The 23,659-nt window shown below is 54.4% G+C and carries 18 protein-coding genes and 2 pseudogenes; 12 read left to right on the forward strand and 8 right to left on the reverse strand.

Going from position 1 to position 23,659, the window contains the following annotated elements; genetic code table 11:
• Nucleotides 1-144 precede the first annotated feature (144 nt).
• Genes N7V53_RS16685 through N7V53_RS16695 form a run of 3 tightly spaced genes read right to left on the reverse strand, consistent with a single transcriptional unit; the run spans nt 145 to nt 1,590 of the window.
• Nucleotides 145-426 carry a type II toxin-antitoxin system RelE/ParE family toxin gene (locus N7V53_RS16685; RefSeq protein ID WP_279794114.1) on the reverse strand — a complete coding sequence of 94 codons (282 nt, stop codon included), beginning with the start codon at nt 424-426 and terminating at the stop codon, nt 145-147.
• Nucleotides 416-664: a type II toxin-antitoxin system Phd/YefM family antitoxin gene (locus N7V53_RS16690; RefSeq protein ID WP_042717989.1), complete on the reverse strand. Its 249-nt coding sequence runs from the start codon at nt 662-664 to the stop codon at nt 416-418. The genes N7V53_RS16685 and N7V53_RS16690 overlap by 11 nt, the downstream gene beginning before the upstream one ends.
• A 50-nt stretch (nt 665-714) precedes the next feature.
• Entirely contained in the window at nt 715-1,590 is an 876-nt protein-coding gene (locus N7V53_RS16695) for an AraC family transcriptional regulator (protein ID WP_279794116.1), read from the reverse strand.
• Between the two features lie 165 nt (nt 1,591-1,755).
• Between N7V53_RS16695 and N7V53_RS16700 the strand changes: the two genes are divergently transcribed.
• Genes N7V53_RS16700 through N7V53_RS16710 form a run of 3 tightly spaced genes read left to right on the forward strand, consistent with a single transcriptional unit; the run spans nt 1,756 to nt 6,124 of the window.
• Nucleotides 1,756-3,582, forward strand: coding sequence for a DUF2264 domain-containing protein (locus tag N7V53_RS16700; protein WP_279794117.1), 1,827 nt, complete (start codon nt 1,756-1,758; stop codon nt 3,580-3,582).
• A 57-nt stretch (nt 3,583-3,639) separates the two neighbouring features.
• Nucleotides 3,640-4,899, forward strand: coding sequence for an oligosaccharide MFS transporter (locus N7V53_RS16705; protein ID WP_279794118.1), 1,260 nt, complete (start codon nt 3,640-3,642; stop codon nt 4,897-4,899).
• Nucleotides 4,900-4,936: 37 nt separating this feature from the next.
• Entirely contained in the window at nt 4,937-6,124 is a 1,188-nt protein-coding gene (locus tag N7V53_RS16710) for a glycoside hydrolase family 88 protein (protein ID WP_279794119.1), read from the forward strand.
• Nucleotides 6,125-6,187: 63 nt separating this feature from the next.
• Here N7V53_RS16710 and N7V53_RS16715 read toward each other — a convergent pair whose 3' ends face one another.
• The 4 genes from N7V53_RS16715 to qseB form a co-directional block, all read right to left on the reverse strand.
• Nucleotides 6,188-6,502 carry a putative quinol monooxygenase gene (locus tag N7V53_RS16715; RefSeq protein WP_023480887.1) on the reverse strand — a complete coding sequence of 105 codons (315 nt, stop codon included), beginning with the start codon at nt 6,500-6,502 and terminating at the stop codon, nt 6,188-6,190.
• A gap of 28 nt (nt 6,503-6,530) precedes the next feature.
• Entirely contained in the window at nt 6,531-7,112 is a 582-nt protein-coding gene (locus tag N7V53_RS16720; RefSeq protein ID WP_279794122.1) for an NAD(P)H-dependent oxidoreductase, read from the reverse strand.
• A gap of 106 nt (nt 7,113-7,218) precedes the next feature.
• A complete protein-coding gene (gene qseC / locus N7V53_RS16725; RefSeq protein ID WP_279794123.1) occupies nt 7,219-8,565 on the reverse strand; it encodes a quorum sensing histidine kinase QseC in 1,347 nt (448 codons plus the stop codon).
• On the reverse strand, nt 8,562-9,221 hold the full coding sequence (qseB, locus tag N7V53_RS16730; RefSeq protein ID WP_279794124.1) for a quorum sensing response regulator transcription factor QseB: 660 nt from the start codon (nt 9,219-9,221) through the stop codon (nt 8,562-8,564). The genes qseC and qseB overlap by 4 nt, the downstream gene beginning before the upstream one ends.
• A gap of 145 nt (nt 9,222-9,366) precedes the next feature.
• Between qseB and N7V53_RS16735 the strand changes: the two genes are divergently transcribed.
• From N7V53_RS16735 to N7V53_RS16755, 5 genes and pseudogenes are all read left to right on the forward strand, one after another.
• Nucleotides 9,367-9,774 carry a YgiW/YdeI family stress tolerance OB fold protein gene (locus N7V53_RS16735; RefSeq protein WP_023481031.1) on the forward strand — a complete coding sequence of 136 codons (408 nt, stop codon included), beginning with the start codon at nt 9,367-9,369 and terminating at the stop codon, nt 9,772-9,774.
• 118 nt (nt 9,775-9,892) lie between these two features.
• Nucleotides 9,893-12,151: a DNA topoisomerase IV subunit A gene (gene parC / locus N7V53_RS16740; protein WP_023480898.1), complete on the forward strand. Its 2,259-nt coding sequence runs from the start codon at nt 9,893-9,895 to the stop codon at nt 12,149-12,151.
• A gap of 217 nt (nt 12,152-12,368) precedes the next feature.
• Nucleotides 12,369-13,106, forward strand: a complete 738-nt coding sequence (locus N7V53_RS16745) for a 1-acylglycerol-3-phosphate O-acyltransferase (RefSeq protein WP_042718002.1) — start codon at nt 12,369-12,371, stop codon at nt 13,104-13,106.
• A 70-nt stretch (nt 13,107-13,176) separates the two neighbouring features.
• Nucleotides 13,177-14,589, forward strand: coding sequence for a cell division protein FtsP (gene ftsP, locus N7V53_RS16750; protein ID WP_270221533.1), 1,413 nt, complete (start codon nt 13,177-13,179; stop codon nt 14,587-14,589).
• Between the two features lie 121 nt (nt 14,590-14,710).
• Nucleotides 14,711-15,880, forward strand: a pseudogene (locus N7V53_RS16755) (YgiQ family radical SAM protein); the annotation flags it as partial.
• Between the two features lie 135 nt (nt 15,881-16,015).
• On the opposite strand, the gene N7V53_RS16760 reads toward N7V53_RS16755, so the two are convergent.
• A complete protein-coding gene (locus tag N7V53_RS16760) occupies nt 16,016-16,651 on the reverse strand; it encodes a hypothetical protein (protein WP_279794127.1) in 636 nt (211 codons plus the stop codon).
• A 215-nt stretch (nt 16,652-16,866) separates the two neighbouring features.
• Here N7V53_RS16760 and N7V53_RS16765 point away from each other — a divergent pair.
• From N7V53_RS16765 to N7V53_RS16780, 4 genes and pseudogenes are all read left to right on the forward strand, one after another.
• Nucleotides 16,867-18,097: pseudogene (locus N7V53_RS16765) on the forward strand (IS3 family transposase).
• Between the two features lie 456 nt (nt 18,098-18,553).
• Nucleotides 18,554-19,801: a site-specific integrase gene (locus tag N7V53_RS16770; RefSeq protein ID WP_279794130.1), complete on the forward strand. Its 1,248-nt coding sequence runs from the start codon at nt 18,554-18,556 to the stop codon at nt 19,799-19,801.
• Complete coding sequence (locus tag N7V53_RS16775) at nt 19,788-21,554, forward strand: hypothetical protein (RefSeq protein WP_279794131.1); 1,767 nt, start codon at nt 19,788-19,790, stop codon at nt 21,552-21,554. The genes N7V53_RS16770 and N7V53_RS16775 overlap by 14 nt, the downstream gene beginning before the upstream one ends.
• On the forward strand, nt 21,542-23,659 hold the full coding sequence (locus tag N7V53_RS16780) for a hypothetical protein (RefSeq protein WP_279794133.1): 2,118 nt from the start codon (nt 21,542-21,544) through the stop codon (nt 23,657-23,659). Before N7V53_RS16775 ends, N7V53_RS16780 begins: the two co-directional genes overlap by 13 nt.

Raw genomic sequence — 23,659 nt, forward strand, 5'->3', positions numbered from 1 at the left:
CTCTTCGGGTTTTATGTAGGCCGGATAAGGCGTAAGCCGCCATCCGGCATGTTGTGCGCAACCTGGCCCGGCAATCAGCTATAACTCTTCGGGTTTTATGTAGGCCGGATAAGGCGTAAGCCGCCATCCGGCACGCTGTGCAGCTTATCTGAAGCGGGTGGCAGTGTAGATATCATCGTTCTCGCGTTTGCCCACACCAATCACCGTCACGGTAATGATCTCATCCTCGACCTTATAGACCAGCCGGTATCCCGCACCGCGTAGCTTAATTTTGTACTGATCTTTGCGCCCATGGAGTTGTGCTGCGGGGACGCGCGGGTTTTCGAGGCGCTCCTGAAGCTTCTTTTTGAACTGCTCGCGAACGGTGCTTCCCAGCTTCTTCCACTCCTTTAGTGCCGATACGTTGAACGCCAGCTTATAGGTCATCCAGCTTGACCTCGATAGTGGGTTCATCAGCACGCTCGTCCGCAATGCGCCCCAGCTCTTCGTCTTCAAGCATCTCCATCAGACGCGCATAGAGCGCGGGCGGGACGCAGTAGAACGCGGGTTCATTGCGATTAAGAATGGCAACCGGCGCGCCTTCACCGGCATTAAATGTCCCCATCGGGTCGCGTTTCAGTTCGGTGATGCTGGCTGCGGTGGTCGTCAGAATCTGGAATGGCATAGTCGTTCTCCTGTCAAAGAGGGGCCATTATGGTGCATTAAAAAGCGCTTTTAAAGGTGCTTTTTAAGGGCTTGTTCGTTGCGATGATTCTTCCTGTACTGCAACGGCGTTTCGCCGATGCCGCGCTTAAAGGCGCTAATAAAGTAGGTGACATCGGAAAACCCGACATCAAGGGCGATCTCGCGGATGCTGAGCGGCGTATGAAGCAGCGAGTCGCACGCTTTGCGCAGACGCAGGGTGTTTAAATATTGATGGATCGGCTCGCCGGTCTCGAAATGAAAGCGGCGCGAGACATAGCTACGCGACTTACCAAGATCCGCGGCGAGCCGTTGCAGGCTAAACTTCTGCCGATAATTCTCCTGTAGCCAGAACATTACCGGCGTGGCGATCCCGCTCTGCTCTTCCGGTAATTTCTCAATATCCTCCGGTAACATACTTAGCAGATTCAGCAGCAGGCAGGCGACCTGCTCGACATTCAGGCTGCGGTTCTCCGCCAGCTTCCCATAACAGCTAAACAGATGATCGATATGGGGATGGATATCGGCCGCGTCCATCACCACCGCCGCGCCGCCGCGCAGGGAGAGGCGTTGCAGACGCTGATGATTGTGCGGAAAATCGCGCAGGTGTTTGAGCACCACATGGTGATCGACATGGATAATGGTGCGGCGATAACAATCCTGCGCCTGTTCATCCACCATCACCCGGTGCAGCGTAAAGGGCGGGAAGAAAAAGAGCCTGCCGGGCCGCATGGTGTAGTGGCGATTATCAACAATCACCACGCCAAACCCCTCTTCGACGTAGAGCACTTCCAGGCACTGATGCCAGTGGTGGTAACGCACGGTGTTGGCGTAAAGGCGGCTAAATGACACGATCGCGTCGTTGAGGGTAATCAGTTCCAGCCGCTCTGCCTGCAAGCCTGAAGTCATGGTGCAATCAATCTCAATTTTTACTTCCCTGTAGCCATTTATAAACCACGGTTTTAAATTTTCTCAATAACGGGTTCAGAGAAGTTACGGCGGTGTGACAGAGGTAACATTTCCCCGCGCTGTTCATTAACTATTCTTCTGCCACACATCAGGGGAGGGAAGGTTATGCAGGCGGCGCACGAGAAAAAATCAAATCCATTGTCATCCCGCGACGAGGTGGTCAGCGCGCTGACTACTATGCTCGACGCGCTGGATAAACAGTTTCCGGCCGGTGCGGCGCAATTCTCCCTTGGTGCTACCAGCGCCCACTACAGCGATGAGATTGCTGAAATGGAGGGGCTCTCCCGCGCGCTGTGGGGGCTGTTCCCGTTGATGGCGGGCGGCGATGCACAAACCTTCAGCGAGAAATATCTGGCAGCGATCAAGCGCGGTACCGATCCGCAGGATAGCGGCTACTGGGGCGACACCGTGGCATACGACCAGCGGCTGGTGGAGATGGCGGCCTACGGTCTCGGGCTGGCACTGCTGGGTGATAAATTCACGCTCAACTTCAGTGCGCAGGAAACGGACAACCTCTACCGCTGGCTTAACCAGATCACCGAAGCGGAAATGCCCGACAGCAACTGGAACTTCTTCGCCATCATGGTGCAGCTGGGCTTCAAACGCGCCGGTTTGCCGTGGGATGCGCAGGCGATTAAACGCCGCTTTGCGATGATGGATGCCTACTATCTTGGCGACGGCTGGTACTCCGACGGCCCCGGTCGGCCAAAAGATTACTACATCTCGATGGCGTTTCATTTTTACGGCCTGATCTACGCCACGCTGAATGGCGATGAGGACGCACCGCGCGCGGCAACCATTCGCGAGCGCGCCAGCCTGTTTGCTGAGGACTTTATCTATATGTCAGCGGCAGAAGGGGAGTCAGTGCCGTTTGGCCGCAGCCTCACCTACCGTTTTGCGATGGTCGCCTTCTGGAGCGCCGTCGCCTTTGCTGACCTGCCGGTCTTTACGCCGGGCGTGGTAAAAGGCGTGATCCTGCGCCATCTGCGCTGGTGGCTTAAACAGCCCATCTTCGATCGCGACGGCATTCTGACGCTCGGTTTTGCCTACCCGAACCTGGCGATGTGTGAGGATTACAACTCGCCCGGCTCGCCCTACTGGGCGCTGAAGGTCTTCTTGATCCTCGCGCTGCCCGCCTCTCACCCCTTCTGGTGCGCCGAAGAGCAGCCGTTACCGCGGCTCGACGCGCAGCGCGTGGTTGCCCCTGCCGGTCAGCTTATCGTGCACAGCGAAGAGTCAAAGCATGTCTGGATGCTGACCGCCGGACAGCTGGAGCTGAACAACTACGTCAATACCGAAGCGAAATACACCAAGTTTGCCTACTCCAGCCGCTTTGGTTTCACCATTGAGCGCGGGCGCTATGGCATCAAGCATGCCGCCTGCGACTCAATGCTGCTGCTGAGCGAAGGGGATAACTACTTTCGCGGCCGCCGCGAGTGCGACGAAGTGGTGATAAGCGAGCAGGCGATCTTCTCCCGCTGGTCGCCGTGGCATGACGTGCAGATCGCCACCTGGCTGATCCCCTGCGGTGAGTGGCATCTTCGCGTTCACCGCATCGATACCGCCCGCGCGCTGACCAGTGTGGAAGGGGGCTTTGCGGTGCTGAAAGCGCCCCATCGCGCTGAGCAGGGCGGCAGCCTGGTGGTCGCCGACAATGGTGTGAGCGGCATTTTCAACCTGCTTGCTGATGTTCCCCGCGAGGCGGACAGCGTCATCACGCCGCCCAACAGCAGCATCATGTTTTCGCCCTGCGCGTCCATTCCCGTGCTACGCACAGAGATTGCTGCAGGCCAGCAGTGGCTGGCGTGTGCCGTGCAGGCGGCAACCTGCGAACTGGCCTTCAACCCGCTCTTACCGGAATTACTTATCAACAATAACGCGCTGGTGATCCATCAACCGGGGCAGAAAAACCGTATCGAGATTGCACTTTGATGCCCGGCGCTGGCCGGGAAATAACGCTGAACCCTACATGCTTTCGTCGAGGATAGTATGGAAAAAATCACCATAAATAATAAAACTGAGTATTACAAAATCAGCACTTTTATCTTTCTCTACTTTTTTACCTGGTCGGCAAGCATTGGTTTACTGGCGATCTGGCTGGGGCAAAAAGCCAATTTAAGCGGGACGGTGATCGGCACGGTCTTTGCCGTTAACGGTATCTTCTCCGTTATTCTGAAACCGATTTATGGCTATATCCTGGATAAAATCGGCATGAGCAAATACCTGCTCTATTTTGTCGTGCTGATGTCAGCCTTAATGGCACCGTTCTTTATCTATGTCTATCAGCCGCTATTAATGTCCAGCACCCTGGTCGGCATTATTGTTGGCGCTATCTATTTAAGCTTCGCGTGGTATGCGGGCGTGGCGGCGTGCGAATCCTATACCGACCGTTACAGCCGCTTAAACGGCATGGAGTTTGGGCAGATCCGCATGTGGGGATCGCTGGGCTGGGCAGTGGCTTCCTCTTTCTCTGGCCTGCTGTTCAACCTCTCGCCAGCCTATAACTTCATCATGGGTTCCGTGGCGTCGCTGATCATGCTGGCGGTGCTGCTGAGCCTGAAAGTGAATGTCCACTCCGCTCACGCGGGCGAGGTGCTGACTAAAGAGAAGATCGCCCCTGCCGATGTCTATGCGCTGCTGCGCAACCGCAAATTCTGGGCCTTCTGCCTCTATGTCGCCGGTGTCGCGTGGATGATGTTTATCGCCGAACAGCAGTTCTCGCGCTACTTCGTTACCTTCTTTGACGACGTGCATGAAGGCAATGCGGTGTTTGGTTATCTGGGCACGGTGCAGTCGGGCATGGAATTTGTCATGTATATGGTCATCCCGCTGTTTGTGAACTTTATTGGCGCCAAGCGCGGGTTATTAATTGTCGGCCTGATTGTCGGCGCGCGGTTAATTATCTCCGGGCTGTGCGAATCGCATCTGCTTATTTCAATCCTCAAACCGCTCTACGGTCTCGAAATCTGTTTGCTGCTGGTGTCGGTATTTAAATATATCGCCGAGCATTTCGATAAACGCGTTAATGCCACCATGTATCTGCTGGGCTATCAGGCGATGCTGTATGTCGGCAATGTGGTGGTCTCGTCGCCTGCCGGGATTTTGTATGACCGCATCGGCTTTGAACACACCTACATCATCATGGGCGCAATTGCGCTGACCTTTACCTTTATCTCCCTGTTTACCCTGTCCGCCTGCCAGAGCAAATGGCGGCAAGCCCGCACGCTGGATGCGAAAACGGCAGGGTAATGGCTATGTGATTATCGACCAGAGAAGGAACCGAACAATGTTAAGTAAAATCAACGAGGAAACGTTACGTGCATGCCCGGATGCGCCCGATGCGCAGGCCTTTAAAGATGAGCTGGACTCTGCACGTAGCCACACCCTTGAGCTGATTCGCCGTCATTTAACCGAGTTCGGCGAGCAATTCCCGGCGGAGACCTGCGTCGACGGCTTTTACCCGCTGACCGGCAACGTTGAGTGGACCACCAGCTTCTGGACCGGACAGCTGTGGCTGGCGTGGGAGATGAGCGGCGACGAGGCGTTTCGCGCGCTGGCCGAGCGCCACGTGCGCTCCTTCGGCCTGCGCATCGCCGGGCGTGAAGATACCAACACGCACGATCTTGGCTTTTTATATACGCTCTCCTGCGTGGCGGCCTGGCGCTTAACCGGCAATCGCGATGCGCGCGGCTTTGGGCTACTGGCGGCCGAGGCACTGCTGGAGCGCTTTCATGAAAAAGCGCAGATCATCCAGGCGTGGGGCGATCTTACCGATTCTGCCCAGGCCGGGCGGATGATCATCGACTGCAATATGAACCTGCCGCTGCTCTACTGGGCGACGGAGCAAACCGGCGACCGGCGCTTTGCCGATGCCGCCGAAGCCCACGTGCGCCAGGCGGCGAAATACCTTATCCGCGAAGATGCTTCCACCTTTCACACCTACTATATGGATGTGCAGACCGGCGCGCCGCGTTATGGCAATACCCAGCAGGGCTACGCCGATGATTCCTGCTGGTCGCGCGGCCAGGCGTGGGGCATTTACGGCTTCCTGCTGAGCTATATCTACACCGGCGATAAAGAGATGGTGGCGCTGTCAAAACGGCTGGCGAACTACTTCCTCAACCGCCTGCCGGAAGATGCGGTCTGCCACTGGGATTTGGCGCTGGTGGGTACCGACGCGCTGCGCGACTCCTCGTCGGCGGCGATTGCGGTCTGCGGCTTGCTGGAGCTGGTTAAGCAGTTACCGGTGACCGACCCGGATCGCGCCCATTACCAGCAGTGGGCAATGCGCATTATGTCATCGCTGAGTAAGCACTATCTGGCGGGCAAGCAGGAGGCGACCAACGGCCTGCTTAAGCACTCGGTCTACCATCTGTCGAGCAATAAAGGGGTGGATGAGTGTGCAAGCTGGGGGGATTACTTCTATGTCGAAGCGCTGGCGCGTTTCTCGCTGAGCTGGAAGTTGTACTGGTAAACAAAGGGCCGGCAAGCGCCGGCCTGAGTATTCTCCCCCCGCCTGGCGGTGAGGGGAAGGCTGTTACAGACCCGATTCGAGAATACGGATATGGGTCTCGAGGACATCGCCTTTTACTGCTTCGCTCCACGCTTTCATGTGGGGCGTTTGCAGGTGCGCTTCAAGATGCGCCACGCTTTCCCAACGCTCAACCATCGTGATGGAATCCGGCGCGGTTGTCTGGAAGCTGACGCCAGCGGCGTGGTCGATCAGCGGCTCATAGCCGTGGCAGCCTGCTTCTTGCAGTACAACCGGTACAATTTTCGCGAACTCATCAAGCACGGCCTGGCGATGGTGCTGCCCCGGGCGAGTGCGGATCTCTGCTACTACTGTCAACATGGTTTACTCCTTTTAAGTCCAGCTACAGTTAAGCAAAAATCTCCGCCAGATGCTTGCGATATTCTGCAATATAACGCGGGACATCCGGCATTTTGATCACGTCATTGGCGATAAATGTCGGCAATGCGTCCATACCGAGGAACTGGTTCGCTTTATGGAACGGCAGGTAAACGCCGTCAACGCCAACGCCGTGGAAGAACTGCTCTTTATCGGTAAAGGCGTCGATTGGTGCATTCCAGGTGAGCGACAGCATGTAGGTTTTGCCCTGGATTAACCCGCCGGAGCCATACTTTTTCGCTGCGTCAGAGCGGGTACGGCCATCGCTGGCATAGAGTGAACCGTGGCCTTCGGTAAAGACATCATCCATATACTTCTTCACCGTCCACGGCGCGCCCATCCACCAGCCCGGCATCTGCCAGATCACCGTGTCGGCCCACAGGAAGTTCTCTACTTCCGCCTTAACGTCGTAATCGCCGTCGGTGCGCACGGTTTTCACTTCGTGCCCGGCATCACGCAGGAAGCTTGCCGCAACGTCGGTCAGGGTATCGTTCAGTTCGCCATTGGAGTGGGCGAATTTCTTCGCACCGTTGATAATCAGAATATTGCTCATTTTTTGTTCCCGGATAAATACGTTTGTCGGCGATTCTATCCGCATCAACGGGGCGATTAAATTGGCAATAATGGCAAAGACTTTTGCGCAATAAGCAATAATCCCGCTACCAGCGCAGAGTAACGATAAAACCGCCCTCCGGATGATTAGCAAAGGTGACCTGCATCTGATGCAGGGCGGCGATGCGTTGCACAATCGATAACCCCAGCCCGCTGCCGGTCTCAATCTGTCCCGGCGGGCGATAGAAGCGCTCGCCAATCCGCCCCAGCGCCTCGTCGCTGACGCCCGGGCCATTATCCCGCACGCTCAGGCTATCGGCTTCAAGGGTGATATCCACCACGCTGCCCGGCGGGCTGTAGCGGATGGCGTTATCCAGCAGGTTACGCACCAGCAGGCTAAGCAGTAGCGGCTGGCCCTGGCGGCGCACGCCGTGGGCATTCAGATGCAGGCGGAGATCAATTCCCGCCTGCTGCGCGTTGTGGTAGGTCTCCATCACCGCCGATTGCAGCAGCGCATCCAGCTCCAGCGTCTCGACATCCTCCATATGCTCCAGCGAATCGAGGCGCGAAAGGGTTAGCAACTGATCGACCAGCCGGGTTGCGCGATCGATCCCGAGGTGTAACTGGCTCAGCGCTCTGGCGCGCGCGGTGGGATCGTCATCGGAGAGCTGTGCGACTTCCGTCTGCACTTTCAGCGCCGCCAGCGGGCTGCGCAGTTCGTGGGCGGCGTCAGAGGTAAAGCGCCGCTCGCGCAGCATCATGGTGTGCGTGCGGGCAAAGAGTTGGTTGAGGGCATCCAGCAGCGGGCGCACTTCGCCGGGCACGCCGCGGGTCTCCAGCGCATCGGCGCGATCCGGCGCGCGCGAACGCAGCGCCAGCGCAACCTTGTTTAATGGCCGCAGCTCAAGGGTCAGCAGGGCGATTAACAGCAGCAGCATTAACGGCAGCGCCACCAGCCACGGCGTCAGCTGTGAGGTGATGATCTCCAGCGCCATCTCCTGGCGATACTCCCACTCCTGGCCGACCACAATGCGGTACTCACCGCCGGGCGCGGTCAGCCACAGAAAGCGCCACTTATCGTCATCATCGCGCAGTTGCCCATCGTCAAAGCCATCGCGACGCCAGGAGTAGGGGATATCGCGCCCGTTATCGCCATCGTGCAGCAGCAGTTTGCCGTCGGTCGAGTAGATGGCGAAAGCCAGCACGTCATCATCAAGATGGCCATGCTTAATCTTCTTTTTAGTCACCTGCGGCGCGGCGCTTTGCAGCTGATCGAGCTTCATCACGCTCAGGCGTTTGGCAAACAGCATCTGCTGGGTATCAAACAGCTTGTCGAGTTTGTCGCGCGTCTGCTGCCAGGCAACGACGCTGGCGCAGAGCCATGCCGCCAGCGAAAGCAGCAAAAAGAGCAGCGTCAGACGCAGCCGCAGGCTATGGGGAAACGTAAATTTCATGCCTCTCCTAAGGTGTAGCCGATGCCGTGAACGGTGCGGATAAAGTCGCTGCCGAGCTTGCGGCGCAGATGGTGCACATGCACCTCCACCGCGTTGCTGGAGACATCCCCATCCCAGCTGTAGAGCTTCTCTTCAATCGCTTTGCGCGGCAGCACGCGCCCGACGTTGCGCAGCAGGAGCTCCAGCAGGGCGAACTCTTTCGGTTTCAGCACCAGCGTCTCGTTATGAAAGGTGGCGACCAGGCTTACCGGGTCGAGGGTGACCTGGCCGTGGCGCAGCAGGCTTTGCGCCTGGCCGTGGGTGCGGCGAATCAGCGCCTCCAGCCGGGCGGCCACTTCCACCAGCGCAAAGGGTTTGCAGAGATAGTCATCAGCGCCGAGCCGCAGCCCTTCGACCCGCTGCTCAATGGCGTCACGGGCGGTAAGGATCAGCACCGGCTCGCTGCGCTTCTGCTCACGCCAGTCGCGCAGGATGGTTAACCCATCAAGTCCCGGCAGCGTTAAGTCGAGGATCACCGCGTCATAAGGAGCGGCAAACAGCGCCGCTTTGCCGAGCTTACCGTCGGTAAACCAGTCGACGGTGAAGCCTTTTTTGCCAAGGCCAGCCTTCAGACCATCACCAATCAGCGCATCATCTTCTATCAGCAGAACTCGCATACTCTCTCCGTGTACTCAGGCCTCGAGGCAGTTAACCCGCTTGCAGCGGGCGTTGTACAGCGAAAAATAATCTTTTTACGCCTTAAGAAGTTGTTAAGAAGTGGCTGGCTTAATGGAGCCTTACCAACAAAAAGGGAGAGATAAGATGAAAAAGTTTGCTGCTATCACCGCTGTTCTCGCACTCTGCGCCGCGCCGGCATTTGCTGCTAATCAGGGCGGTTTTACCGGCCCGGGGGCGGCACAACAACAAACCACCACCCAGCAGGGCGGCGGCTTTACCGGGCCAAACGGCAGTAAAGCGACCGTTGAGAGCGCAAAATCTCTGCGCGATGATGCCTGGGTGACGCTGAGCGGGAACATCGTTGAGCGCATCTCGGATGATACCTACTCCTTCAAAGATGCTACTGGCACCATCAATGTCGATATTGACCAGAAACGCTGGAAAGGGCTGAGCGTCGGACCGCAGGATAAGGTCGAAATCCAGGGTGAAGTGGACAAAGACTGGAACTCCGTTGAGATCGACGTAAAAGAGATCCGCAAAGTCGGTCCGTAAGCGCTAACCGCTCGTGAAAAAATCGCGCATCGCTATGACTCCTCGCCGCAGATAGGGTAGTATCTGCGGCAATATTGCCGCCGAAAAGGTGGGCGCATACGTTGAGGAATCACGATTAATGAGCGATATGGCAGAGCGCCTTGCGCTGCATGAATTTACGGAAAACGCATACCTGAACTACTCCATGTACGTCATCATGGATCGTGCGTTGCCGTTTATCGGTGATGGCCTGAAACCCGTTCAGCGTCGCATCGTCTACGCAATGTCTGAACTGGGGCTGAGCGCCAGCGCGAAGTTCAAGAAATCCGCCCGTACCGTGGGCGACGTTCTGGGTAAATACCACCCGCACGGCGACAGCGCCTGCTATGAAGCGATGGTGCTGATGGCGCAGCCCTTCTCCTATCGCTACCCGCTGGTCGACGGCCAGGGGAACTGGGGGGCACCGGACGATCCGAAGTCCTTTGCCGCCATGCGTTATACCGAATCCCGTCTGTCGAAATATGCCGAGCTGCTGCTGAGCGAGCTGGGGCAGGGCACCGTTGAGTGGGTGCCGAACTTCGATGGTACGTTGCAGGAGCCGAAAATGCTGCCTGCCCGCCTGCCGAACATTTTGCTGAACGGCACCACCGGGATTGCCGTCGGTATGGCGACGGACATTCCGCCGCACAACCTGCGCGAAGTCGCCAACGCGGCGATGGCGCTGATTGACCAGCCAAAAACCACCCTCGATGAGCTGCTGGATATTGTCCAGGGGCCGGACTACCCGACCGAAGCAGAGATCATCACTTCACGGGCTGAAATCCGCAAAATCTACCAGAACGGTCGCGGCTCCGTGCGTATGCGCGCGGTGTGGAAAAAAGAGGATGGCGCCGTGGTGATCACCGCGCTGCCGCACCAGGTCTCCGGTGCGCGTGTGCTGGAGCAGATCGCCAGCCAGATGCGCAATAAAAAATTGCCGATGGTCGATGACCTGCGCGATGAGTCGGACCACGAAAACCCGACCCGCCTGGTGGTGGTGCCGCGCTCCAACCGCGTCGATATGGATCAGGTGATGAACCACCTCTTCGCCACCACCGATCTGGAGAAGAGCTACCGCATCAACCTCAATATGATTGGTCTTGATGGTCGCCCGGCGGTGAAAAACCTGCTGGAGATCCTCACCGAATGGCTGACCTTCCGTCGCGATACGGTGCGCCGCCGCCTTAATCACCGCCTGGAGAAAGTGCTCAAGCGCCTGCATATCCTTGAAGGTTTGCTGGTGGCGTTCCTCAATATCGACGAAGTGATTGAGATTATCCGCGGCGAAGATGAGCCGAAGCCGGTGCTGATGTCGCGTTTCGGCATCAGTGAAACCCAGGCTGAAGCCATTCTTGAGTTAAAACTGCGCCACCTTGCCAAGCTGGAAGAGATGAAGATCCGCGGCGAGCAGAGCGAGCTGGAAAAAGAGCGCGATCAGCTGCAAGCCATCCTCGCTTCCGAGCGCAAAATGAACACCCTGCTGAAAAAAGAGCTGCAGGCGGATGCCACCGCTTTCGGCGACGATCGCCGCTCACCGCTGCACGAGCGCGAAGAGGCCAAAGCGATGAGCGAGCACGATATGCTGCCGTCAGAGCCGGTGACAATCGTGCTGTCGCAGATGGGCTGGGTGCGCAGCGCCAAAGGGCATGATATTGACGCGCAGGGTCTGAGCTACAAAGCGGGCGACAGCTGGAAGGCGTCGGCGAAGGGCAAGAGTAACCAGCCGGTGGTATTTATCGATACCACCGGGCGCAGCTATGCCGTCGATCCGATTTCGCTGCCGTCGGCGCGCGGGCAGGGCGAGCCGATCACCGGCAAGCTGACGCTGCCGCCGGGCGCGACGGTTGAGCATATGATGATGAGCAATGAAGATCAGAAGCTGCTGATGGCCTCCGATGCCGGTTATGGTTTCGTCTGTACCTTCAATGACTTAATTGCCCGTAACCGTGCCGGTAAAGCGCTGATCAACCTGCCGGAGAACGCGCGCGTGATGGCACCGATTGCCATTGAGCACGACGACGATATGCTGCTGGCGATCACCGCCGCCGGGCGCATGCTGATGTTCCCGGTCAGCGATCTGCCGCAGCTTTCCAAAGGCAAAGGCAACAAGATCATCGGCATTCCGTCCGCCGATGCGGCGAAAGGGAGCGACGCGCTGGCGCATCTCTACCTGCTGCCGCCGCAAAGCACGCTGACGCTCCACGTCGGCAAACGCAAGATCAAACTGCGTCCGGAAGAGCTGCAAAAAGTGCACGGCGAGCGCGGACGTCGCGGTACGCTGATGCGCGGTTTGCAGAAAATTGACCGTGTAGAGATCGACTCGCCGACCCGTCCGGGTGCGGGCGATAGCGAAGAGTAATCTTCATCATCCTCTCCCCGCCGTGCGCGGGGAGATATTTCTTAGAAATTTCCCGTAAAGACGTTGTTTATTCGCAGATTGCGATTAACAATACGTTCTTTTTAAAGGCCGCATAACACAAGCCCGAACCGCATCGCGGTCAGCGAGGCGCAGCCAGCATCAGCGGATTTACGCTGGCGTGTATATAATGCTCAGGGTATGGGCTTCAGAGGTCGCTATGTTATTTATTTTTCGTGTCATCATCATCGTTATCTACTCCATTCTGGTCTCGTTATTCGGCTCGATTTACTGCCTGTTCAGTCCAAGAAACCCAAAACATGTCGCCACCTTCGGCCATCTTTTTGGTCGCCTCGCACCAGTGTGCGGGCTGAAAGTGGAAAGACGCTTGCCGCCGGGCGCGGATAAGTTCGGCAACGCTATCTATATTGCTAACCACCAGAACAACTACGATATGGTCACCGCCTCCAGCATCGTGCTGCCGCCGACGGTTACCGTGGGTAAAAAGAGCCTGCTGTGGATCCCGTTTTTTGGTCAACTCTACTGGCTGACCGGCAACCTTCTGATTGACCGCGACAACCGCGCCAAAGCGCACGGCACCATCGCGCAGGTGGTGAAGCAGATCCAGAAACGCAACATCTCGGTCTGGATGTTCCCGGAGGGAACCCGCAGCCGCGGTCGCGGCCTGCTGCCGTTTAAAACCGGTGCGTTCCACGCCGCGATTGCCGCCGGGGTGCCGATTATTCCGGTCTGCGTCTCCACTACCTCGAATAAAGTGAATCTTAACCGCCTGAAGAATGGGCTGGTGATTGTCGAAATGCTGCCGCCGGTGGATGTTACGCAGTTCGGTAAAGATCAGGTTCGCCAGTTAGCGACCCACTGCCGCGAACTGATGGCGGCAAAAATCGAAGAGCTCGATAAAGAAGTGGCAGAACGCGAAGCCGCCGGTCGGGTATAAACGTCAGTTGTGAGCAAACCCGGAGGCGCACACCCTCTGGCGTATTAAGTCAGTATTACTCGGAGCAAATATGTCACTCAGTCGGCGTCAGTTTCTTCAGGCTTCCGGCCTTGCGCTATGTACCAGCGCAGTGCCGCTGAGGGCGAATGCTGCCGGGCAGCAACCGCCGCTGCCCGTTCCGCCGCTGCTGGAATCGCGGCGCGGACAGCCGCTTTTTATGACGCTCCAGCGCGCGCACTGGTCTTTTGTTAAAGGCACCCGCGCGCCGGTTTCCGGCATCAATGGTCGCTATCTCGGGCCAACCATCCGCGTGTGGAATGGCGATGACGTAAAGCTGATTTACAGCAACCGGCTGACGGAAAACGTGGCGATGACCGTGAGCGGCCTGCAAGTGCCAGGCCCGCTGATGGGCGGCGCAGCGCGCATGATGAGCGCCAGCAATGACTGGGCGCCAGTGCTGCCGATTCGCCAGAGCGCTGCGACATTGTGGTACCACGCCAATACGCCGAACCGCACCGCTGAGCAGGTCTATAGCGGGCTGGCGGGGATGTGGCTGGTGGAAGATGAGATCAGCAAAGCGCTGCCGATCCCCAACCACTACGGCGTGGATGACTTTCCGGTCATCATTCAGGATAAGCGGCTGGATAACTTCGGTACGCCGGAGTACAGCGAGCCGGGCAGCGGCGGTTTTGTCGGCGATACCCTGATGGTCAACGGCGCTCAAAGCCCGTTTGTCGAAGTCTCCCGCGGCTGGGTGCGCCTGCGTCTGCTTAATGCCTCCAACTCCCGACGCTATCTGTTGCAGATGAGCGATGGCCGTGCGCTGCATGTAATCGCGGGCGATCAGGGCTTCCTGCCCGCGCCGGTGTCGGTCAAACAGCTCTCGCTGGCGCCCGGTGAGCGGCGCGAAGTGCTGGTCGATATGACCAACGGTGATGAAGTTTCGATTACCTGCGGCGAAGCGGCGGGGATCATGGATCGGCTGCGCGGCCTGTTTGAGCCGTCGAGCATCCTTATCTCTACGCTGGTGCTGACGTTGCGTCCTACCGGTCTGCTGCCGCTGGTGACGGATACCCTGCCGATGCGCCTGCTGCCTGCGGATCTGATGGCCGGTTCGCCTTCGCGCAGCCGGGACATGACCCTCGGTAGCGATCCGGGCATCAATGGTCAGCTGTGGGATCCACAGCGCATCGATGTGACCGCCCAGCAGGGCACCTGGGAGCGCTGGACGGTGCGCGCAGAGATGCCGCAGTCGTTCCATATTGAAGGCGCAATGTTTATGCTGCGCAGCGTCAACGGCGCGCTGCCGTTCCCGGAAGATCGCGGCTGGAAAGACACCGTCTGGATCGACGGCCAGGTGGAGCTGCTGGTGTGGTTTGGCCAACCTTCGTGGCCGCACTTCCCGTTCCAGTTCCAGAGCCAGACGCTGGAGATGGCCGATCGCGGCTCAGTCGGCCAGCTGCTGGTCAACCCCGCGCCGTAATTTCCTCCAACCCGGCGGCGCTCTGCCTGCCGGGTGCTGAAAAAACCTCCTTCTATTCCCCTACAAAGAGGGCGTATAATCGCCGCCCTTTGACTCCCTTTTTACCTTTTCTGGAAGCACGATGAGCGCACTCTCCCTGATCCAGCCGGATCGCGATCTTTTCTCCTGGCCGCAGTACTGGGCGGCCTGCTTCGGCCCCGCGCCTTTTCTGCCGATGTCGCGCGAAGAGATGGATGAACTCGGCTGGGACAGCTGCGACATCATCCTCGTGACCGGCGACGCCTATGTCGATCACCCGAGCTTCGGCATGGCGATCTGCGGAAGAATGCTGGAAGCGCAGGGCTTTCGTGTCGGCATCATCGCCCAGCCGGACTGGAGCAGCAAAACGGACTTTATGCGCCTCGGCAAACCGAACCTCTTTTTCGGCGTCACCGCCGGCAATATGGATTCGATGATCAACCGCTACACCGCCGATCGTAAGCTGCGCCATGACGATGCCTATACCCCGGATAACGTGGCCGGCAAACGCCCGGATCGCGCAACGCTGGTTTATACCCAGCGTTGCAAAGAGGCGTGGCGAGAGGTGCCGGTGATCCTCGGCGGGATTGAGGCCAGCCTGCGCCGCACCGCCCATTATGATTACTGGTCTGATACCGTGCGCCGCTCGGTGCTGGTCGATTCGAAGGCGGATATGCTGATGTTCGGCAACGGCGAGCGCCCGCTGGTGGAAGTGGCGCACCGCCTTGCCGCCGGTGAGCCGATCGGTGAGATCCGCGATGTGCGCAATACGGCGATTATGGTAAAAGAGGCGCTGCCAGGCTGGAGCGGGGTGGATTCCACCCGCCTCGACACGCCGGGGAAGATCGATCCGATCCCCCATCCGTACGGCGAGGATCTGCCCTGCGCTGATAATAAACCCGTTGAGCCGCAGGCCGCGAAACGCGTGACCGTGCAGCCGCCGCGCCCGAAGCCGTGGGAAAAAACCTATGTGCTGCTCCCCTCTTACGAGAAGGTGAAAGCGGACAAAGTGCTCTATGCCCATGCCTCGCGCATTCTGCACCACGAAACCAATCCCGGCTGCGCCCGCGCGCTGCTGCAAAAGCATGGCGATCGCTATATCTGGATCAACCCGCCAGCCATTCCGCTCTCCACCGAAGAGATGGACAGCGTCTTTGCGCTGCCTTACCAGCGCGTGCCGCATCCGGCCTATGGCGAGAGCCGTATTCCGGCCTACGACATGATCCGCTTCTCGATTAATATCATGCGCGGCTGTTTCGGCGGCTGCTCCTTTACTCTTGTTTTTATGTATTTAGAATTGAACTCTACTTTTCTATTTTTAGAATTCAAGTTATTGATCGTAGTTGAGGGATATCCTTTTAATGTTCAGCAAGTATGTTAAAAGCACTGTATCTGAACAGCGTTTTGCCTAAATCCTGCTCGAGATATACTCTCCCTGAGTTCTGAAATCCTCAAACTCCCCAATCTTAAAGCATTGATACATTGATGATGTCAGATAATGCGCAATCATCTCACCGCCAATATGGATCCGTTCAGAGGGAGGATATGCTGCCTGTATAACCCTTTGCTCATTCATCATTACAGGAATTATCTGCAACAAATCCCCATCCAAGATTTGGCACTCAGGTTTTACTCCTGTTCCGTATTGTAATTGCTCTGATTCGAAGCCATGGACTGAGCGATAGGCGAACGAAACGATATTCCCTGTTTCCTCGCAAATTGCGAACTGATAAACACTGGTTGTCACCGTTGAAGAAGAGGGAATTGCATGGTCATGCTTGTATTTTTTCCACAGCCTCCTCAGACAGTCCGGTGTATGATAATTGAGACTTTGTATACCTGAGGCGACCATTCTGGTCGATGCTTCAAGCAACCAGGTGTTAGAAAATCCACCTGCACCCGTACCTGCTATGATGGTTCTTAGTTGGGGGATGTAACCAGCTTTGGAAACAAAAGATAACGGCTCTCCATTATCGGTAACTGCAAGGGTATCTGTTACAATCAGTGCTTGTGCTTCATCTGTGTAAAATATAAGTGATGACATATTTTCCTCATATAGAAAAGACATTACATAATCACGGCACAGGTCACTAAAACCACTTGAAAGGGAGTTAGCTCATTTTCCAGATGAAAAAATATATTCTTGTGTTTGGACGCTTTGCGGTTCTCTGTAAAAATATATAGCACAAAAGAAAATGCCTGCAGGGATATATATAGACTGGTCCCCTGAATCTCCAGCAATTGGTATCACTTAAGTTAGTGATAGTCTTAATACTAGTTTTTATACTAGTCGTTGGAGTCCGGATGATTGATGTTTTAGGCCAAGAGAAGCGCAGATGGCGCAGCGTGCAGGAAAAATCGCCATTGTTTAGCAGAGCTTTGAGCCAGGAATGACCGTGTCGCTGGTCGCCCGTCAGCATGGCGTTGCGCCAGTCAGCTGTTCCTGTGGCGTAAGCAGTATCAGGAAGGCAGCCTGACAGCTGTGCCGCAGGAGAACAGGTTGTGCCCGCGTCGGAGCTGGCATCTGCGATGAAGCAAATTAAAGAGCTGCAGCGCCTGTTGGGCAAACAAGCATGGAAAACGAGCTTCCGAAAGAAGCCGTTGAATATGGCCGACAAAAAAGTTGATAGCATAAGTGCCTTTGTTGCCGGTGGATGGCGAATAAGACTTGTCAGTCGTTGCCTCAGGTGTCACGTGCGCAACTACATGCCATGGCTCGTCGGTGCAAGCGCACATCTGATGATACTGAAGCGCTGACCCGTATCCATACCGTTGCCCACCTATGGTTATCGTCGCGTATGGGCATTGGCTGCGCAGACAATCAGAAACCAACGACATGGCGGTGATCAATGCCAAACGCTTATACCGAATCATGCATCAGGATATGCTGTTGCATGAGCGTAAAAAAGCAATACCGTCCTCGAAGCGGGTGCATACATGGAAAGTAGCCGCTAGAGAAAGTAATCAGCGGTGGTGCTCTAACGGCTTCGGGTTCAGCTGTGATAATGGTGAAAAACCGCGGGTCACGTTCGCGCTGGACTGTTGCAATCGAGAGGCACTGCACTGGGCGGTTAGTACCGGTGGACATGACATTGAACCGTGCAGGATGTGGTGCTGGGTGCAGTGGAGCGTTGCTTCGGTAACAGTCTGCCGTCATCCCCCATTAAGTAGCTAACAGACAACGATTCAGCCCATCGTTCTCATCAGACGCGTCAGTTCGCCAGAATGGTAGGACTGGAGCCTAAACATACGGTGGTACGTAGCCCGTAAAGAAACGGGATGGCGGAGAGCTTCGTGAAAATGATGAAGCGCGATTACATCAGCATCATGCCGAAGCCCGACGGGTTAACAGCGGTAAAGAACCTTGCGGAGGCCTTCGAACATTACACGAATGGCATCCGCATAGTGCACTGGGATATCGTTCGCCAGGGGAATATCTGCGGCGGCGAACCAGTAGGGGTTAAGTGATAAAAAGCTTATGGAAATATAGGGGCCAATCCAATATATGGTTATATGCGCTTTTTCTTCTGTCCTTTTCAACTGAAGGTAATAAATAAACGAAATGTGTTACAGGTTCTTTTTGCGTGTTTGACCCTATGTGTACGAAATCATCCAGTGTATTCTGTTTGCGGTGGGCTCTGGCTGTATTCAATCAATTAAGTCTTACTTTTGACGTTAAGACGTATCCGGTGCCTGTTTTTTCAGAGCACAGTTTTGTGCCGGGAAATGGAAATCACATCTTAAGTTCTTCATTCACAGGAATTGTGATGTTTATCACGTATAGTCCGGGTAACGTTTTGGGGCAATGTATTGCAGCGTGACGGTGCCGTTACATCTTATACTTCCCTCCTGACTTGCATATTCATTCCCGGCAAACTGCTTGTTTGTTTTTTCTTCTTCCGGATTTATAGTGTGGGCATGAGGGGGCGTTTCAGGGCGACATACGGTGAGGATAATCACTAACATTCATGCGCGTTACGGACGTGTCAGCAAACTGGATGCAACAGAGCAGAAACTGAAATTTGAACCCGGATTTCTGCATGCAGAAATACCTTATATTAGTGGCATCCAGAATCGAAAACTGAGCCGATATGTACACTTTTATCTTATGGATAAGGCTATCCTGCAGGCAAGGGATTTAAAGCCTTTAGCCCGAGCATTTTTACGCTGGATAAGGTGGCTGGAAGATAACGGACTTGACCCTTTCACGCCGGGGATTCTGAAATACCAAAGCCCTACATATGGCTTCAGGGAATATCTTCTGGGGGCCGTAAGGCAGGGGCGTATCGCCTCATCCACCGCGGCCGTGTACATCAACGTCATCCGACGGTTTTACGTATTCCTGAACGGGTGTGGTGAGTTGACTGCCAGCTCATTTTTTACGCTGGTCGAAAAAGTCGTTGATGGGCGACGCAAGGTGATAAGTTCGGATCTTGCTATCAGGATAACCAGCACAACAAAAAGGACAATCAACCCACTGAATGATGCAGAGGTTTATATCTTGGATGAGGCTCTGAAATCTGAATCCGGGTTATTCCGTTTAATGATTGTGTTGATGAAAAATTGTGGGTTACGGCTGGATGAAATGCTGACGCTGCCGTCGTCAGTCTTTACTGAAGAGTACCTTGCCAGTGTTCCTGTATCTGAGTTAACCATCAGGGGGCTTCATATTGGTCCGGGATGCGGTGTTCATACGAAGTTTGGGATGACGCGAGAACTCTTCATCACCAGAAGATTGTACGAGCATGTTCTGGATTATCTGGCGGGTGAGGAGTATGAAAAGAAGATCCAAAAATGGCGGGCACAACATGGTGGGGAAGGGCGGCACGAGCCTTTATTTTTAATGGCAAATGGGAAACGGGTGTCTGAAAAAGCCTTTTACTCCCGCTGGTACAGCTTTCGCCATCGCCTGGCCCGGTCTGCACCGGGAAATGTGTTCAGACATAAACCCCATGATTTGCGGGCAACGTTTGCGACCCATTTTTTACGCTCGGCACTGAGTTGCTATCCTGATCAGGCCGCAAATGCGCTGGGTACAGTAAAATACTGGATGGGTCATAAAAGCGAAAATACGACGATGAAATACATCGTCTTTCTTCAGCAAAACCAGATTTCGGATGCAGTCGCCGGAGTCATGGACGCGATGATAGATGGCGCTGCAGGGAGCGATGGAGCCATATATGAGCCGGAGTGAAACGCAGATAACGTGGATGGCCGAAAATGTGCTGTCATGGGAAACAAGTAGCGGACACATCACTCAGCGCGATCTGAACCGATATTATTTACTTGACGTTTATCTTAAGGCTCATCTTTCAGATTATGTGTTGCTCCCCGGATGGTTTAGTGAACATTCGCATCTTGCCCGCCCTGAAAAACGCGATTTTATTGCCTCCCTGAAACGATTTCTTCTGTCTTACCGTCCCGCCGGAAGGTTAACCATTTTCCGTTATCTCAATATGTTTTTTATATGGCAGTCAGTCAATCAGTATGACTATGGCACGGCTGAAGGCGTGGACATATATATTAAACATCTTATGAATGATGTTCGTCGGCGAAAAATTTCAGTCAGGATGGCAAGACACTATTTGTCCGTGGTCAACCGGTTTTTGATTACGGATGGGCAGATTCAAAGACGGTATGAGTATGAATTCTTACCAAAAGGAACGTATCTGCGGCAGGGAAGGGATAGCTATACTAGGAATGAGCTGTCCGAGATCCTGAGGCTGTTGTCATCCATGAATGAGTTCCTTGCGGAATCTATCCGGGAGCATATTACCAAATCGGAAAAAGGGTTGAGACATTTCTCACCGTCTTTGCTGGCGCCTGTTTATGAAGCGCATTTCCGGTATCCGGGAGAGAACGGGGTCAGCAGGGCAGAGATCATTATCAGGGGCGTTCTGGAAAATTACTTTCTTTCTTCTTTTTTTCTGTTCTGTTACCACACATGGGGAAATACCACTCAGGTTCTGGGTCTGACACGGGATGAGATACATCTGGATGAGAAGGGTATCAGTACTGATTATGTTTATAAGGGGAGAGCGAATAAGTATATACGTCTGACGATAGGTAAATCTGAGTATGTGACCAAACGTGCTGGCTATTACTGGTTTCTGTCTTTTATTAGGCTCAGGGACGACATCGTTAACTATCTGGTTTCCGCAGATAACTTCCTTCCTGTACAGGCGCTGTTTCTGAGTGAGCCGCAGGTGAAATACCGTAAGCTTTATTCTCTTAATCCCAGTCATCTGACTAAATTTTGTAACTCTGAGGGGGCATGGGCCACGATGCGGCAGCTTAATCCCTCTCTTCCATCAATTACCGTTTCCGGCTTACGCAAAACATCTGAGCAGTATACGGACAGAATATTAAAGAATGGTCTGGTTACGGCGGAAAAAGCGCAGCATAACTGGGGCACTTATAGGCGGAATTATGCTGCAGGTAACCCACAGGTGGCGAAGAAAAACTTCAGTGCTGCACTTGATACGCTTATGAATCAGGGCATTGCTACACGTGCGTTATCCGAGCGGGTAAAAGTTGCCGATGAGCTGGGGATTGATCTGCGTGAAAGCGATGAGGGTGTGGATCTTTTATTTAATGGCCTCGGATGTCGATCGCAGGAGCCGCCTACAGATATTGAATTGCGCTTTATAAAAAAGCAAAAACGATTTGGTCGGACACCAAAGGCATGTGCGGATTTTTCTAATTGTGTCGAATGTTCAAAAAGTTGTGTTGTGGAAACGCTGGAGTCTGTATGGCTCCTGCTGTCATTCAGGCATGCAATCGAGTATGGAAAACCGTTGTACATCGGTTCGGCCAATGCTGTGGAACGTTATGAAACGTTACTCCTTAAGATTGATTTACGGCTTGGGCTGTTAGATGAGGCGATCCTGAAAAAAGCACGCGTTAAGCTTCAGCGCGAAGGTGTGGCTCCAGTATGGCAGATTTGAAGAAAAAAGAGGTAAGCCGTTGTCGAATGGCGGAGTTTCCTGCCGGAACGCCGCTTCGCTCTGGTGATGAATTTCCGACTGAGGATATCATCTGTGAGGCACTGGAAAACAATAGCTTTGAACGTCTGAATAACTGTCTGGTTATCGCCAGTTCAGATGAACATGATATGCGTTTTATCAATGAGGAGACGCTGAATATTTATTTCAGGGATGATGTCTGGACCAACCGCTATGTCAGAACCCGTATTGGTGAAACGTTAAGAACTGTTAATTTTTCAGGCATACGGGATCCTGAACTGCGTCTTGAAGCCAAAATCATCTCAGCCAGCCTGCTCTGGATTGTCGGGAGAACCGCGAAGACGCAGTCTCTGCTACGGAAATGTGCAAACATTGTGGCGGGAGCCCGTATTATTGAGTCTATGGGGTATCGCAGTCTGTTTCAGCTTCGTTTTCCGCTTGTCCGGAATGCTTTCATTGTAAAAATGAAGGAGCAGGATGAGCATGGTAGGAAGCGTTCAGAAAGAACATTACGTAATTACTTTATGGACTTGGCGGATATATCTCTGACAGGCCATACCCGCCTTCGAAAATACGGTTACTTCCCTGATGTGAGCTTCGACAGTTACAACTGTGTGGATGATTCAAACCAGACATATTGTATGCCCTTCAGTCTTATGATGTCTGTCTGGGAAGGACTGATTGCTGAATTGGATGCTGAAATCAGTGATTTCGATTTTGACGGATTTTCTCGGCTGTGCGCTATCATAAACGGTTTTCATGATTCGCCTTACTATACGTCGATGCTGGAAGCCCGTAAAAGAGGGACAGCAAAAAGCATACCTGATTACCGGGCTGCGTATTACTACAATATCGCTTCCGGGGACATTCGGGCGCTTTTCGCTACACTTGGCCCCGGGATGCAGGGCTGGTTCTCGGTACACAAAAATAAGCGCTGGGCGTCTGATTTTATCTGCGTTGATCACATAAAGCTGAACGCTTGGCATTTTGAGCTGACGCTAAAAGTCATGAACGTGATACAGGCTATGTCGGGGATGAGACACAGTGAAGTGCTTGGCGTGATGCACGGTTCACTGATTTATGATGGTGATATTCTGGGGCTTCGTTCGGTATTGCAAAAGTTCGCGCCGGAGGGGGGAAGTCACGAAGACTGGGTTGTTTGTCGCTATGTGGAAAAACCTTTTCAGCATTTACGCAGAATTAATCAAATCATGACAGGCCTGGACGGGAAGACGCTGGACAATGTTCCATTGTCTTTAAATATCAGGTCGTGGTTCTCAGAGCAAAAACTCTCTTTTATGGGGACGCAGCGCCAGACTGAGTGGGCAAAGAAATTTGTGAAAAAACACCATCTGTTCATCCGACGTGACGATATTGATGAGTTCAGGCTTTTTAATCCAAACATACGTGATGATGAACGAGTTGCGATGGAGATATGGGAGGGGGCTCTCTGGCCATTGCGAACACATCAGTTTCGCCGTTCACTTGCTGTACACCTCAGGCGTCTTGATCTGATCTCTACCAATGACCTTATCCGGCAGTTTAAACACTTAATCAGAGGTATGACGGAGTGGTATATGTCCGGCGCACTCAACGCGTCGCATTTTAGCCGGGCGATACCGCAGGCATTCGCTGCCGAGATTGAGAGGGTCGAGACCGAACTATCAGCTTCCAGGGCTGTTTCTTATCAGCATGAAGGCCTGCTTTATGGCGAAGGCGGGAAGTTACTGATGTCCCAGAGAGGTGGGCACTTACATCAGATGACGTTTCCTACGCTGAAAAAAGCGATGAGTATGGCTAAAAGAGGTGGACAAAAACTGGTATCGCTTGGAAACGGTTTTTATTGCATGAATGGCCATGACTGCGAGTTTAAGGCGGTGGTTCAGTCAGCGTCCTGCAATCCGGGATGCGAGAACATGCTGGCCGGAGTGGATTCTGTTCCCGTGTGGAAACGCAGGATGGCTCATTATAACAGTCTTCTGGAGATTGCCGTGCGAAATAATGCCCCTCAGGCTGACAGGGATTTTTTAATGCTTGAAAGAGATTTTTATGCAGATGCTGTCCGCTTTTTTGAAAAGGATGAATAG

The organism is Kosakonia sp. HypNH10 (genome assembly GCF_029850615.1).
GTDB lineage: Bacteria > Pseudomonadota > Gammaproteobacteria > Enterobacterales > Enterobacteriaceae > Kosakonia > Kosakonia cowanii.